The 12,236-nt window shown below is 71.7% G+C and carries 14 protein-coding genes; 9 read left to right on the plus strand and 5 right to left on the minus strand.

Translation table 11 applies throughout. The features are described 5' to 3' along the window. The first annotated feature begins 3 nt into the window (after positions 1-3). Positions 4-1,440 carry an aldehyde dehydrogenase family protein gene (locus tag AB0F38_RS18625; protein ID WP_361894011.1) on the plus strand — a complete coding sequence of 479 codons (1,437 nt, stop codon included), beginning with the start codon at positions 4-6 and terminating at the stop codon, positions 1,438-1,440. Beyond that, positions 1,433-2,383 (plus strand): aldehyde dehydrogenase family protein, encoded by a 951-nt coding sequence (locus AB0F38_RS18630; protein WP_361894013.1) that lies wholly within the window; start codon positions 1,433-1,435, stop codon positions 2,381-2,383. Before AB0F38_RS18625 ends, AB0F38_RS18630 begins: the two co-directional genes overlap by 8 nt. 65 nt (positions 2,384-2,448) lie before the next feature. On the opposite strand, the gene AB0F38_RS18635 is transcribed toward AB0F38_RS18630, so the two are convergent. Beyond that, complete coding sequence (locus AB0F38_RS18635; protein WP_361894016.1) at positions 2,449-2,865, minus strand: hypothetical protein; 417 nt, start codon at positions 2,863-2,865, stop codon at positions 2,449-2,451. 62 nt (positions 2,866-2,927) lie between these two features. Between AB0F38_RS18635 and AB0F38_RS18640 the strand changes: the two genes are divergently transcribed. After that, complete coding sequence (locus tag AB0F38_RS18640) at positions 2,928-3,641, plus strand: uridine kinase (protein ID WP_361894019.1); 714 nt, start codon at positions 2,928-2,930, stop codon at positions 3,639-3,641. Between the two features lie 188 nt (positions 3,642-3,829). On the opposite strand, the gene AB0F38_RS18645 is transcribed toward AB0F38_RS18640, so the two are convergent. Further along, entirely contained in the window at positions 3,830-4,597 is a 768-nt protein-coding gene (locus AB0F38_RS18645; protein WP_361894022.1) for a SigE family RNA polymerase sigma factor, read from the minus strand. 202 nt (positions 4,598-4,799) lie between these two features. Here AB0F38_RS18645 and afsQ1 point away from each other — a divergent pair, with 202 nt between their 5' ends. From afsQ1 to AB0F38_RS18670, 5 genes are all read left to right on the plus strand, one after another. Then, entirely contained in the window at positions 4,800-5,477 is a 678-nt protein-coding gene (gene afsQ1, locus AB0F38_RS18650; protein ID WP_015578482.1) for a two-component system response regulator AfsQ1, read from the plus strand. Further along, entirely contained in the window at positions 5,474-7,006 is a 1,533-nt protein-coding gene (locus AB0F38_RS18655; protein ID WP_361894025.1) for a HAMP domain-containing sensor histidine kinase, read from the plus strand. Before afsQ1 ends, AB0F38_RS18655 begins: the two co-directional genes overlap by 4 nt. Positions 7,007-7,092: 86 nt before the next feature. Beyond that, positions 7,093-7,677, plus strand: a complete 585-nt coding sequence (locus AB0F38_RS18660; protein WP_361894376.1) for a hypothetical protein — start codon at positions 7,093-7,095, stop codon at positions 7,675-7,677. A gap of 116 nt (positions 7,678-7,793) precedes the next feature. Next, complete coding sequence (locus AB0F38_RS18665) at positions 7,794-8,369, plus strand: VanZ family protein (protein ID WP_361894028.1); 576 nt, start codon at positions 7,794-7,796, stop codon at positions 8,367-8,369. 91 nt (positions 8,370-8,460) lie between these two features. After that, on the plus strand, positions 8,461-8,664 hold the full coding sequence (locus AB0F38_RS18670; RefSeq protein WP_361894031.1) for a PspC domain-containing protein: 204 nt from the start codon (positions 8,461-8,463) through the stop codon (positions 8,662-8,664). 88 nt (positions 8,665-8,752) lie between these two features. Here AB0F38_RS18670 and AB0F38_RS18675 read toward each other — a convergent pair whose 3' ends face one another. Both AB0F38_RS18675 and AB0F38_RS18680 read right to left on the minus strand, forming a co-directional pair. After that, the gene (locus tag AB0F38_RS18675) at positions 8,753-9,046 is read right to left on the minus strand and encodes a hypothetical protein (protein WP_361894033.1); all 294 of its coding nucleotides are present in this window, start codon (positions 9,044-9,046) and stop codon (positions 8,753-8,755) included. Positions 9,047-9,180: 134 nt separating this feature from the next. Next, a complete protein-coding gene (locus AB0F38_RS18680) occupies positions 9,181-10,335 on the minus strand; it encodes an adenosine deaminase (RefSeq protein WP_361894036.1) in 1,155 nt (384 codons plus the stop codon). Positions 10,336-10,438: 103 nt separating this feature from the next. Between AB0F38_RS18680 and AB0F38_RS18685 the strand changes: the two genes are divergently transcribed. Continuing rightward, positions 10,439-11,200, plus strand: coding sequence for an alpha/beta hydrolase (locus AB0F38_RS18685; protein WP_361894039.1), 762 nt, complete (start codon positions 10,439-10,441; stop codon positions 11,198-11,200). Positions 11,201-11,233: 33 nt separating this feature from the next. On the opposite strand, the gene AB0F38_RS18690 is transcribed toward AB0F38_RS18685, so the two are convergent. Beyond that, on the minus strand, positions 11,234-12,187 hold the full coding sequence (locus AB0F38_RS18690; protein ID WP_361894042.1) for a LysR family transcriptional regulator: 954 nt from the start codon (positions 12,185-12,187) through the stop codon (positions 11,234-11,236). Positions 12,188-12,236 lie beyond the last annotated feature (49 nt).

Consider the following 12,236-nt stretch of genomic DNA (forward strand, 5'->3'; position numbering starts at 1 on the left):
CCCATGGCATCTGCATTCGACTACGCACCGGCTCCGGAGTCCCGCTCCGTCGTCGACATCGCGCCCTCGTACGGACTGTTCATCGACGGCGAGTTCACCGAGGCCGCCGGCGGCAAGGTGTTCAAGACGGTCAGCCCGTCGTCCGAGGAGGTGCTCTCCGAGGTCGCCCGGGCCGGTGCCGAGGACGTGGACAGGGCCGTGAAGGCGGCCCGCCGGGCGTTCGAGAAGTGGTCGGCGCTGCCCGGCTCCGAGCGCGCCAAATACCTCTTCCGGATCGCCCGGATCATCCAGGAGCGCTCGCGCGAGCTGGCCGTCCTGGAGACCCTGGACAACGGCAAGCCGATCAAGGAGACCCGCGACGCGGACCTCCCGCTGGTCGCCGCGCACTTCTTCTACTACGCGGGCTGGGCCGACAAGCTGGACCACGCGGGGTACGGGGCGAACCCCCGTCCGCTGGGTGTGGCCGGCCAGATCATCCCGTGGAACTTCCCGCTCCTGATGCTCGCGTGGAAGATCGCCCCGGCGCTCGCCACGGGCAACACGGTGGTGCTCAAGCCCGCCGAGACGACCCCGCTGTCCGCGCTCTTCTTCGCGGACATCTGCCGCCAGGCAGGCCTGCCCAGGGGTGTCGTCAACATCCTGACGGGTTACGGGGACGCGGGCGCGGCCCTCGTCGAGCACCCCGACGTCGACAAGGTCGCCTTCACGGGTTCGACCGCGGTCGGCAAGGCCATCGCCCGCCAGATCGCCGGCACGGACAAGAAGGCCACGCTGGAGCTCGGCGGCAAGGGCGCCAACATCGTCTTCGACGACGCCCCCATCGACCAGGCGGTCGAGGGCATCGTCACGGGGATCTTCTTCAACCAGGGCCAGGTCTGCTGCGCGGGCTCGCGGCTCCTCGTCCAGGAGTCGGTCCAGGACGAGCTGCTGCACTCCCTGAAGCGCCGTCTGTCCACGCTCCGCCTCGGCGACCCGCTGGACAAGAACACCGACATCGGCGCGATCAACTCCGAGGAGCAGCTCTCCCGGATCACCGCCCTCGTCGAGACCGGCGAGGCGGAGGGCGCCGAGCGCTGGTCCGCGCCGTGCGAACTGCCGGGCGCGGGCTACTGGTTCGCCCCGACGCTGTTCACCGGCGTCACGCAGGCGCACACCGTCGCGCGCGAGGAGATCTTCGGCCCGGTGCTGTCGGTACTGTCCTTCCGCACCCCGGACGAGGCGGTCGCCAAGGCCAACAACAGCCAGTACGGCCTCTCGGCGGGCATCTGGACGGAGAAGGGCTCCCGCATCCTCGCGGTGGCGAACAAGCTCCGGGCCGGAGTCGTCTGGGCCAACACGTTCAACAAGTTCGACCCGACCTCGCCGTTCGGCGGATACAAGGAGTCGGGCTTCGGCCGCGAAGGCGGCCGTCACGGTCTGGAGGCCTACCTCGATGTCTGACGGGCGACTGAGCGTCTTCAAGACCTACAAGCTGTACGTCGGGGGCAAGTTCCCCCGCTCCGAGAGCGGCCGGGTGTACGAGGTGACGGACTCCAAGGGCAAGTGGCTGGGACACGCCCCGCGGTCCTCCCGCAAGGACGCGCGGGACGCGGTCGTGGCCGCGCGCAAGGCGTTCGGCGGCTGGTCGGGCGCGACCGCGTACAACCGCGGTCAGATCCTCTACCGCGTCGCCGAGATGCTGGAGGGCCGCCGCGAGCAGTTCGTACGGGAGGTGGCGGACGCCGAGGGACTGTCGAAGTCCAAGGCGGCGGCCGCCGTCGACGCGGCGATCGACCGCTGGGTCTGGTACGCGGGCTGGACCGACAAGATCGGTCAGGTCGTGGGCGGGGCCAACCCGGTCGCGGGTCCCTTCCTCAACCTCTCCACCCCGGAGCCGACCGGTGTCGTCACGGTCCTGGCCCCGCAGGAGTCGTCGTTCCTGGGCCTGGTCTCGGTGATCGCCCCGGTGATCGCCACGGGTAACACGGCGGTCGTCATCGCCTCGGCCGACGCCCCGCTGCCCGCACTGTCGCTGGGCGAGGTGCTGGCCACCTCGGACCTGCCGGGCGGTGTGGTGAACATCCTGTCGGGCCGGACGGCGGAGCTCGCGGTCCCGCTGGCCTCGCACCAGGACGTCAACGCCATCGACCTCACCGGCGCCGGCGGGGACGCCGAGCTGGCGAAGGAGCTGGAGACCGCGGCGGCTGACAACCTGAAGCGGGTCCTGCGCCCGCCCGTCTCCCGCCGTGCCGGGAAGGACGAGCAGAGCGCCGGCCGTCCACAGCCTGTGCACGGGGCCGACTGGTCAGCCGATCCCGGCACGCACCGCCTGACGGCGTTCCTGGAGACCAAGACGGTCTGGCACCCCACGGGCGCCCTGGGAGCCTCCGGTTCCTCGTACTGACCCCGTGCCTGCCCCGCAGGGCCGCCTTCCCGACGGAGGGCGGCCCTGCGGCCGTGTGCGGGGCGTCAGCCGGTGATCAGGCCGGTCACCTGGCCCACCACGGGCAGATCACCGAGCGCGCCACCACTGGTCAGCGGGTCGGTGACGAGGGCCGTGGTCACCGGCTTGAAGTCGGCCACCTGGGCGCCCACCGCGTTGTCCAGCGGGTCCACGCCCGTCCCGGCCAGCGGGTCGAGCTGCAGGTCGGTAACGGGCGACACGGCGCCGGCGAGCCCGTAGCCGAGCGCACTCGTCAGCGCGGGCGCCGCCGCGTCGCCGACCGCTCCGAGGGTGCTGTCCTCGCCGGTGGCCGGGGGTACGGGCAGCGGCGCGGCCTGGGCCGCCGCGCCTCCCGCGCCGAGGGCCGCGCCCAGCGCGGTGAGGGTCAGACCGGCGCGCAGCAGCGCGCGACGCCGGGGTTTGGACAGTGCATGACGTGCCATGTTTTCCCACCTGATCGGGCCGATCGAGTAATCAGTCGTGCGCGCAGAGTAGTTGAGGTGTGATGCTCGATACCAACAAGGCCTCCCGGGGATCCCCTGCGCGGGTCAATGCCTCACACTTCTGTTCTGTGAATTCCCAACCGATCCCCACTCGAGTCGTGCTGCTCGCCGGTCCCTCCGGCTCCGGCAAGTCGTCCCTCGCGGCCCGCACCGGTCTGCCGGTGCTGCGTCTGGACGACTTCTACAAGGAGGGAAACGACCCGACGCTGCCTGTGGTCACCGGCAGTACGGACATCGACTGGGACTCGGCGCAGTCCTGGGACGCGGAGGCGGCGGTCGCCGCCATCGCGGAACTGTGCCGGACGGGGCGGACGGACGTTCCCGTGTACGACATCGCCACGAGCTCCCGGGCCGGCCGTGAGGCGCTCGACATCGGCCGCACGCCCCTGTTCGTCGCCGAGGGCATCTTCGCGGCGGACATCGTGGCGCGCTGCCAGGAACTGGGCCTGCTCGCGGACGCGCTCTGCCTGCGCGGGCGCCCGTCGACCACGTTCCGCCGGAGGCTGGTGCGGGATCTGCGCGAGGGCCGCAAATCGGTGCCCTTCCTGCTCCGGCGGGGCTGGCGCCTGATGCGGGCCGAACGGCGCATCGTGGCCCGGCAGACGGCGCTGGGCGCTCACCCCTGCGGGAAGCCGGAGGCCCTGGGCCGCCTGGCCGCCGCGGCGGCGGGCCGCTGCCGCCGGACACCCGCGGCCCCGGCCGCCCCCATGGCCTGACGGCCCGCCGGCCCCCCGTGGGGGCGCCGGCACCTGTGCGCCGGCCCTCCCTCGCCGCGGCCGGTACGGCCGCGCCGGTCCCGGAACGCACCGGCGGGGCCGGACAGGCCCCCGGCCCGTCCGACCCCGCCACGCACTGCCCCCGTACCGCCGCCTCCCCCGAAGCGGCGGCCGTTCCCCCGTACGCCTCAGGCCACCAGCTCGCCGAAGGACTCCTCCTCGTCACGGCCGAAGCTGAGGACCTCGTCCTCGCGCAGCCGGCGGAGCGACCGCCAGATGCTCGACTTCACCGTGCCGACACTGATGTCGAGGATGGACGCGATCTCCGGGTCCGTGCGGCCCTCGTAGTAGCGCAGGACCAGCATCGTGCGCTGGAGTTCGGGCAGCCGCGCGAGCGCCTGCCAGAGCACCGCCCGCAGCTCCGTGCCGCGCATCGCGTCCGTGTCACCCACCGTCTCCGGCAGTTCCTCGGTCGGGTACTCGTTCAGCTTGCGCCTGCGCCAGGCGCTGATGTGCAGGTTGGTCATGGTGCGGCGGAGGTATCCGCCGACCGCCGCCTTGTCACTGATCCGGTCCCATGCCCGGTACGTCGAGAAGAGGGCGCTCTGCAGCAGGTCCTCGGCCTCGAACCGGTCGCCGGTCAGGTGGTAGGCGGTCGCGTACAGGGAGGCGCGGCGCTCCTGGACGTAGGCCGTGAACGCCGCTTCGGCGTCCTCGGTCCGCGCCTGGGACTTCCGCTCCCTCGTGACCTCCCCGTACGCGCTTTCCCCGTTGGCCCCGTTTCCCCCGTGGCCCCCCGTGGGCGCGTCAACCATCGTCAGGTACGACGAGTGCTGACGCCCGGCGCCACGAATGCACCCCCGCCCATTCAGGGCGCCGGACTTCTCCGTGCTCCGGCCGACGTCGTGGAGACGCGTGGCAACCGCGCTTGAGGTGGTGCTGTGCAGTGTGTTCATCTCGCGCCCCCCATCGGTGGAGTCCGTTCGTTCCTTGTGCCAATGAGCTTGCCGGGGCAGTTTCATGGCCCTGTCCCCCGACTGTCACAGGCCTGTCACAGGGCATGTCGGGTGCATGCCGAGCGCGCGGAAGTGCCGGGCAGCGGGGACCAAGTAGGGGGCACAGTCGTACGAGGCGCCCCCATGGGCCAGAATGGCCCCTGTGCCTTTCCTGTTGCTGATCGAGGACGACGACGCCATCCGCACGGCCCTCGAACTCTCGCTGTCACGCCAGGGCCACCGTGTGGCCACCGCGGCGACGGGAGAGGACGGCCTGGAGCTGCTGAGGGAGCAGCGGCCCGACCTGGTCGTGCTGGACGTGATGCTGCCCGGGATCGACGGATTCGAGGTCTGCCGGCGCATCCGTCGCACCGACCAGCTGCCGATCATTCTGCTGACCGCGCGCAGCGACGACATCGACGTCGTGGTGGGACTGGAGTCCGGCGCGGACGACTACGTGGTGAAACCCGTGCAGGGCCGGGTGCTCGACGCCCGTATCCGTGCGGTGCTGCGCCGCGGTGAGCGTGAGTCCACCGACTCGGCGACCTTCGGGAGTGTCGTCATCGACCGTTCGGCGATGACCGTCACCAAGAACGGTGAGGACCTGCAGCTCACGCCGACCGAGCTGCGTCTGCTCCTGGAACTGAGCCGGAGGCCCGGTCAGGCCCTGTCCCGGCAGCAGTTGCTGCGGCTGGTGTGGGAGCACGACTATCTCGGTGACTCGCGGCTCGTGGACGCCTGTGTGCAGCGGTTGCGCGCGAAGGTGGAGGACGTGCCGTCCTCGCCGACCCTGATCCGTACCGTGCGCGGTGTGGGCTACCGGCTGGACTCGCCTCAGTGAGCGATTGTGCGAAGCGTCCCGTACTCGCGGGTCTTCGCTGGACCAGCCTGCGGCTGCGGCTGCTCGTCGTGTTCGCACTGGTGGCACTGACCGCGGCGGTGTCCGCGTCGGGCATCGCGTACTGGCTCAACCGTGAGGCCGTCCTGACGCGTACGCAGGACACGGCGCTCGGCGACTTCCGCCGCCAGATGCAGAACCGGGCGGCGGCGCTGCCGTTGCGGCCCACGGGGAGCGATCTCCAGGACACGGCCGAGCAGATGGCGACCAGCGGCCCCGGCTACCACGTCCTGCTGATCGGCACGCACGACGGCAAACCGATCGTCGGGTCCTCCGACATCGACTCCTTCACCAAGGTCGACGTGCCGGTCTCGCTGCAGCGGCAGGTGAACAAGAGGCAGCCGCTGACCTCCGCCAACACCTTTGAGTACCACCTGTTCTGGCAGCGTACGAGCATCGGCGGCACCCCGTACCTGGTGGCCGGCACGAAGATCATCGGTGGTGGTCCGGCGGGGTACATGCTGAAATCGCTCGACCAGGAGCGCCAGGACCTCAATTCGCTGGCCTGGTCCCTGGGCATCGCCACGGCGCTGGCCCTCGTCGGCTCGGCGCTCCTCGCGCAGGCTGCCTCGACGACCGTGCTGCGGCCCGTCCAGCGGCTCGGCGACGCGGCCCGCAAGCTCGGAGAGGGCAAGCTCGACACCCGTCTCGTGGTCTCCGGCACCGACGAACTGGCCGACCTCTCACGCACGTTCAACAGGACGGCGAGCTCACTGGAGAGGAAGGTCGCGGACATGAGCGCGCGGGAGGAGGCGAGCCGCAGGTTCGTCGCCGACATGTCGCACGAGCTGCGGACCCCGCTCACCGCGATCACCGCGGTCGCCGAGGTGCTGGAGGACGAGGCGGACAGCCTCGACCCCATGATCGCGCCCGCCGTGCATCTGGTGGTGAGCGAGACCCGGCGGCTGAACGACCTGGTCGAGAACCTCATGGAGGTCACCCGCTTCGACGCGGGCACGGCCCGGCTCGTGCTGGACACGGTGGACGTCGCCGACCAGGTGACCGCCTGCATCGACGCCCGGGCCTGGCTGGACGCGGTCGACCTCGACGCGGAGCGGGGCATGATGGTGCGGCTCGATCCGCGCCGGCTCGACGTGATCCTGGCGAATCTCATCGGCAACGCGCTGAAGCACGGCGGGTCGCCGGTGCGGGTGGCGGTGCGGACCGATGACGACGAGCTGGTCATCGAGGTGCGCGACCACGGTCCGGGCATCCCGGAGGACGTCCTGCCCCATGTGTTCGACCGCTTCTACAAGGCGAGTGCCTCCCGGCCGCGTTCCGAGGGCAGCGGTCTGGGTCTGTCGATCGCCATGGAGAACGCGCACATCCACGGCGGCGTCATCACCGCCTTCAATTCGCCGGACGGCGACGGGGCGGTGTTCGTCCTGCGGCTTCCGCGCGACGCGGAGCGGCTGACCGACGCCCCGGGGGACGACGCCCCGGACCGGCACGAGGAGGGCGACGCGAAGTGAGGCGCAGCGAGCGCGTGGACGGCGCACCGCGCCGGGGCCGTCGGACCGGAGGCCCCGCGGCTCCGGGGAGACGCCCCGCCCGGGGCGTGGCCGTGCTGGCCGCCGCGGTGGCCTGCGCGGCGCTGGCCGCCGGCTGCGGGATCAGGAGCACCACGGTGCCGGTCGACGCCGGGGCCGCACCCTCCCGGGTGCCGTGCCGTACGTCGTCGGGGCTGGCGAGCGCGCCGCCGCAGGAGAGCATCGCGGTCCGGATCTACCTGGTCTGCGCCTCGCAGCTGGTGACGGTGGAGCGCACCGTCGAGGTCGACGAGTCCCGGTCCGACCCGGTCCTGGTCGCACGGGCCCTGCTGAGCGAGCTGCAGCGGATTCCGTCCGCCGACGAGCGGCGCGCGGGATTCTCCACCGACGTGCCCTCGGGGCTGCGGGTGGGTGAGGCCCACGAGGGTGACCCGAAGGGCACGCTGCGTCTCAGCCTGCAGCCCGAGGACCTGCCCGCGGAGTCACTCGCGCAGGTGGTGTGCTCGTACGCGGAGAGCGAGTCGCTGGGCTCCGAGGGCTCGGTGGTCCTCGGCGGGCCGGGGGACCACGCCCCGCGGGGTTACCTGTGCACCTCACAGACGAAGAGCCGACCGGGCATCGTGCCGACGCTGGGCGCGATCAAGCTGTCCTGAGCCCTCGGGTCCCGCGGGTCCGGGGATCCTTCACGCCCGTACCCGCGGTCCGTGCCGCTCGTCACAGACCCTGCACGGAACAGGGCGGAACCGATCCTGCCGGTCGTGGCGTCCTGGTGTACGTGCGTCACAGTTCGGACGGCCGGGCCGTCATCCGCTTCCGCGCGGCGGGGGTCATCCTCCTCCTCGCGCATCTGCTGTTCGTCGGCTGGCTGACTCTGCGCCCGCTGGACGTGCCCTGGGTGACGGCCGCGAACCTGCGGCCGTTCGCCGGAATCAGGACGGACCTGGCGCTCGGCCCGGTCGAGGCGGCGCGCCGGATCGGCGAAGGGCTGCTGCTGCTGGCCCCGCTGGGCGTACTGCTGCCGATGGCCGGGGGACGGCTGCTGGTCTCCCCGTGGGCCTCGCTGGCCCGCACGGTCGCCGCCGGGGCGTTGATCTCGACGACCATCGAGCTGGGGCAGACCGGAGTGCCCGGGCAGGTCGTCGACGTCGACTCGGTGCTGTTGAACACCACCGGTCTCGCGCTCGCCCATCTGCTGGTCGTCCCGGTGAGCCGGGCGCGGCTGCGCCGGGGCAACCGGGCGGGGGCCGGTGACCTGTCGCGGCTCGGGAGCGAGCTCCGGTCCTTCAGGAACGACGCCCCTCAGGGGGCGACCCCGACGATTTCCAGGGTCGGTATCGCCCCGTAGAGCGATGCTTTGCACCCCTCGCGGAGCCACTATGGAGGTACCGGGAGCGCGACGGAGCAGCTCCCCGCAACGGTTCGCGAAGGAGCCCACCATGGCCGCACTTGCCCGCCCCCGTGACGGACGCATGATCGGTGGAGTGTGCGCAGCGCTGGCACGGCGCTTCGGCACCTCCGCGAAGACGATGCGTGTCATCTTCGTGGTCTCGTGTCTGCTTCCCGGCCCCCAGTTCCTGCTCTATCTGGCGCTGTGGCTGCTGCTGCCGTCGGAGAAGGCCTCGTCCGCGACGGCCTGGTGACCGTCGGGGCCACGGGGGGAGCACGAGGAGAACACGATGGGGCGCGCACCCGGGCCGGGTGCGCGCCCCATCGGTGCGTACGAGGTGGTCAGCCGCCGATCGGCAGGCCGCCGGACAGTCCGCCCGCGGGCAGCCCGCCGAGCAGGTTGGTGCCCGGGGCGGACAGCTCGCTGCCGCCGCCCCGCTGGTCGAGGAGGCCGCCCGCGGCCTTCTGCACGGCGGGCAGCGCGTCGGTCACGGAGTCGAGCGCGACACCTGCGGGCAGCGCGGCCGCCGCGGCGTCGACGGGCAGTGCGACGGCGGAGGCGCTGCCCGCGCCCGCGGCGGCGAAAGCGGCACCGATAGCGGCGACACCGAGGGTCCTGACAGCAGACTGCTTCATGTGACATTCATCCTTGGGGAAGGGGATGTGAGCGGCTCTGCAAGGTAGTCAGCCCCATGCCCCTCCCGCAAACATTCCGGGACACGGAAAACTGCCGGGATCCGGCGGCCCCGGCCGTTTCCCTTTCGGTGTGTTCAGCCCGCCGCGGGAGAAGAACCGCTGGTCGCAGCCGTCTGACGGAAGAGCCACTCGGATTTCAGCTCCGCGTATCCAGGCTTGACGACTTCATTGATCATCGCCAGACGTTCATCGAAAGGAATGAACGCTGATTTCATCGCATTGACGGTGAACCACTGCATGTCGTCGAGCGTGTATCCGAATGTCTCGGTCAGCCGCTCGAATTCCTGGCTCATGCTCGTCCCGCTCATCAGCCGGTTGTCCGTATTCACGGTGGCGCGGAAATGCAGCTTCCGCAGCAGGCCGATGGGGTGCTCCGCGTACGAGGCCGCGGCGCCCGTCTGGAGGTTGGAGGTCGGGCAGAGCTCCAGCGGGATGCGCTTGTCCCGCACGTAGGAGGCGAGGCGGCCGAGCGTCACGCTGCCGTCGTCCGCGATCTCGATGTCGTCGATGATGCGGACGCCGTGGCCGAGCCGGTCGGCGCCGCACCACTGCAGGGCCTGCCAGATCGACGGCAGCCCGAAGGCCTCGCCCGCATGGATGGTGAAGTGGTTGTTCTCGCGCTTGAGGTACTCGAACGCGTCGAGGTGCCGGGTGGGCGGGTAGCCGGCCTCGGCGCCCGCGATGTCGAAGCCGACGACGCCCAGGTCCCGGTAGCGGTTGGCGAGTTCGGCGATCTCCAGGGCGCGGGCGGCGTGCCGCATGGCGGTCAGGAGGGCGCCGACACGGATGCGGTGGCCGTTCGCACGGGCCCGGCACTCGCCCTCCCGGAAGCCCTCGTTGACCGCCTCGACGACCTCTTCGAGGGTGAGGCCCTCGGTGAGGTGCTGCTCGGGCGCGTACCGCACCTCTGCGTAGACGACGCCGTCCTCGGCGAGGTCCTCGGCGCACTCCGCGGCCACCCGGACCAGGGCGTCGCGGGTCTGCATGACGGCGCAGGTGTGGGCGAACGTCTCCAGGTAGCGCTCCAGCGAGCCGGAGTCCGCCGCCTCGCGGAACCAGATGCCGAGCTTGTCGGGCTCGGTCTCGGGCAGCGCGTCGTAGCCCTGCTCCCGGGCCAGTTCGACGATGGTGCCGGGGCGCAGGCCACCGTCGAGATGGTCGTGGAGGAGCACCTTGGGCGCGCGGCGGATCTGATCGGGACCGGGGACATTCAGGATCTGGCTCGTCATTGGGGCACTCTAGCGCCTACGCGCGTAGAGCGCTGGTCGCCGATGCGTAACAGTGACCGCGAAGTCGGGTGGCGTACACCTGCCCTTCTGACACTGTTCTGTCATGGCACAGCGCGCACTTCCCCTGCCTGCTGCGAGGCTGGGACGGGCCGTTCACACGGCCGGAGCACCACCTGAGGTCAGCGGCGTGGCCCTGCTGCTCCCGGACGGCGAGAGCGACTCGCGGCGCCGTCCCTCCACCTTGTCGTACGCGGTACAGCTCCCGTTCGCCCGGATGCTGGCGCGGGCCGGCCAGGAGGACGGTCTCGCGGTGCACGTGGTGCACTACCGCCGCCGCGGCTGGAACGCGGGCGCGGATCCGGTGACCGACACCCGGTGGGCAGCCGACGAGGTCGTACGACGCTACGGCGACGTCCCGGTCTGTCTCGTCGGGCACGGGATGGGGGGCCGGGCGGCCCTGCGGGCCGGCGGCCACGAGGCCGTCACCTCCGTGCTGGCGATGGCCCCCTGGCTGCCGGAGACAGGTGCGCCGGAGCCCGAGCCGGTGAAGCACCTGGCGGGGCGCCGGGTGCTGATCGTGCACGGCACGAACGACGAGCGGACGGATCCGGAGCTCTCCTACCGGCTGGCCGAGCGGGCCAAGAAGACCAACCGGGACACCTGCCGCTTCGAGGTCCACTCGGACGGGCACGCGCTGCGTCAGCACCGGGCCGAAGTGGTGGCGCTCGCCGCGGACTTCATACGGGGGTCGCTGTTCTCCCGTTCGTACGCCCGGCCGGTCGCCGACGCGTTCGCCGCACCGCCGCCGCTGGGTCTGCGGATGCCACTGGCCGCGGGCTTCGGGAAGTCCCTCCGGCACCACTGAGCGCCGGTACGGCGGCCGGCGCCGTGCCGCGCCTCAGTCGGGCAGCAGGTTCCCCCGGCGCGACAGCAGGAAGCGTTTGAAGGCGGCCACCGGCGGGGTGTCGGGGTGGCCGTCCAGCCACGCCACCCCGATCTCGCGGGCGGCGCGCGGCGCCGTGACCGTCAGCTCGACCACACCGGGCCGGGCGACCGCGGGCGGTGGCAGCAGGGCCACCCCGAGCCCCGCCGCGACCAGTCCGCGCAGGGTTTCGGCCTCCTCGCCCTCGAACGCCACCCGCGGGGTGAAGCCGGCCTGCGCACAGAGGTCGTCGGTGATGCGCCGGAGCCCGTAGCCGGGTTCGAGGGTGACGAACGTTTCGTCGGCGGCCTCGGCGAGCCGGACGCGTCTGCGGCCGGCCAGCCGGTGGTCGTCGGGAACGACCAGGCGCAGCCGCTGCTCGTCGAGGCGCCGGGTGACGAGGTCCGGGGCGTCCGGGACGGGCGAGGTGAGGCAGAGGTCGAGGCCGCCCGCCCGGAGGCGCTCGATCATCGCCTCCCCGTAGTTCTGGACGAGCTGGAAGCGGACCCGGGGGTGGTCGGCCCGGAAGGCGCGGATGAGCGCGGGCACCGTCTCGGAGCCCATCGTGTGGAGGAAGCCGAAGGCGACCTTGCCCGCGGTCGGGTCGGCGTCGGCCCGGACCGAGTCGGCGGCCTTCTCGACCTCGGCCAGCGCCCGTTCGGCCGAGCCGAGGAAGGTGCGGCCCGCGGGGGTGAGGGAGACGGTCCGGCCGCGGCGGGCGAACAGGGCGACACCCAGGTCCTGTTCGAGTCTGACCATGGCACGCGACAGCGTCGACTGGGGGACGCCGAGCTCGTGCGCGGCACGGGTGACGTGCTCGTGCCGGGCCACCGCCTCGAAGTACGCGAGGCGGGGGGCGAGCACGGCGCGGATGTCTTCTTCGTAACTGCTCGGTGACAGCCGAGGCTGTGAGCTGTGTTGATGCACCATGGGAACGATTATCACCGTTTCATGCATTGGACGCATGAAACCGGGCGGC

This window comes from Streptomyces sp. NPDC025273 (genome assembly GCF_040638585.1).
Classification (GTDB): Bacteria; Actinomycetota; Actinomycetes; order Streptomycetales; family Streptomycetaceae; genus Streptomyces; species Streptomyces cinereorectus.

Excerpts from the sequence above, each read along its gene's own strand:
- AB0F38_RS18625 (WP_361894011.1), top strand. The coding sequence starts at position 4 with ATGGCATCTGCATTCGACTACGCACCGGCTCCGGAGTCCCGCTCCGTC.
- AB0F38_RS18630 (WP_361894013.1), top strand. The coding sequence starts at position 1,433 with ATGTCTGACGGGCGACTGAGCGTCTTCAAGACCTACAAGCTGTACGTC.
- AB0F38_RS18635 (WP_361894016.1), bottom strand. The coding sequence starts at position 2,865 with ATGGCACGTCATGCACTGTCCAAACCCCGGCGTCGCGCGCTGCTGCGC.
- AB0F38_RS18640 (WP_361894019.1), top strand. The coding sequence starts at position 2,928 with ATGCTCGATACCAACAAGGCCTCCCGGGGATCCCCTGCGCGGGTCAAT.
- AB0F38_RS18645 (WP_361894022.1), bottom strand. The coding sequence starts at position 4,597 with ATGAACACACTGCACAGCACCACCTCAAGCGCGGTTGCCACGCGTCTC.
- AB0F38_RS18670 (WP_361894031.1), top strand. The coding sequence starts at position 8,461 with ATGGCCGCACTTGCCCGCCCCCGTGACGGACGCATGATCGGTGGAGTG.
- AB0F38_RS18675 (WP_361894033.1), bottom strand. The coding sequence starts at position 9,046 with ATGAAGCAGTCTGCTGTCAGGACCCTCGGTGTCGCCGCTATCGGTGCC.
- AB0F38_RS18680 (WP_361894036.1), bottom strand. The coding sequence starts at position 10,335 with ATGACGAGCCAGATCCTGAATGTCCCCGGTCCCGATCAGATCCGCCGC.
- AB0F38_RS18685 (WP_361894039.1), top strand. The coding sequence starts at position 10,439 with ATGGCACAGCGCGCACTTCCCCTGCCTGCTGCGAGGCTGGGACGGGCC.
- AB0F38_RS18690 (WP_361894042.1), bottom strand. The coding sequence starts at position 12,187 with ATGGTGCATCAACACAGCTCACAGCCTCGGCTGTCACCGAGCAGTTAC.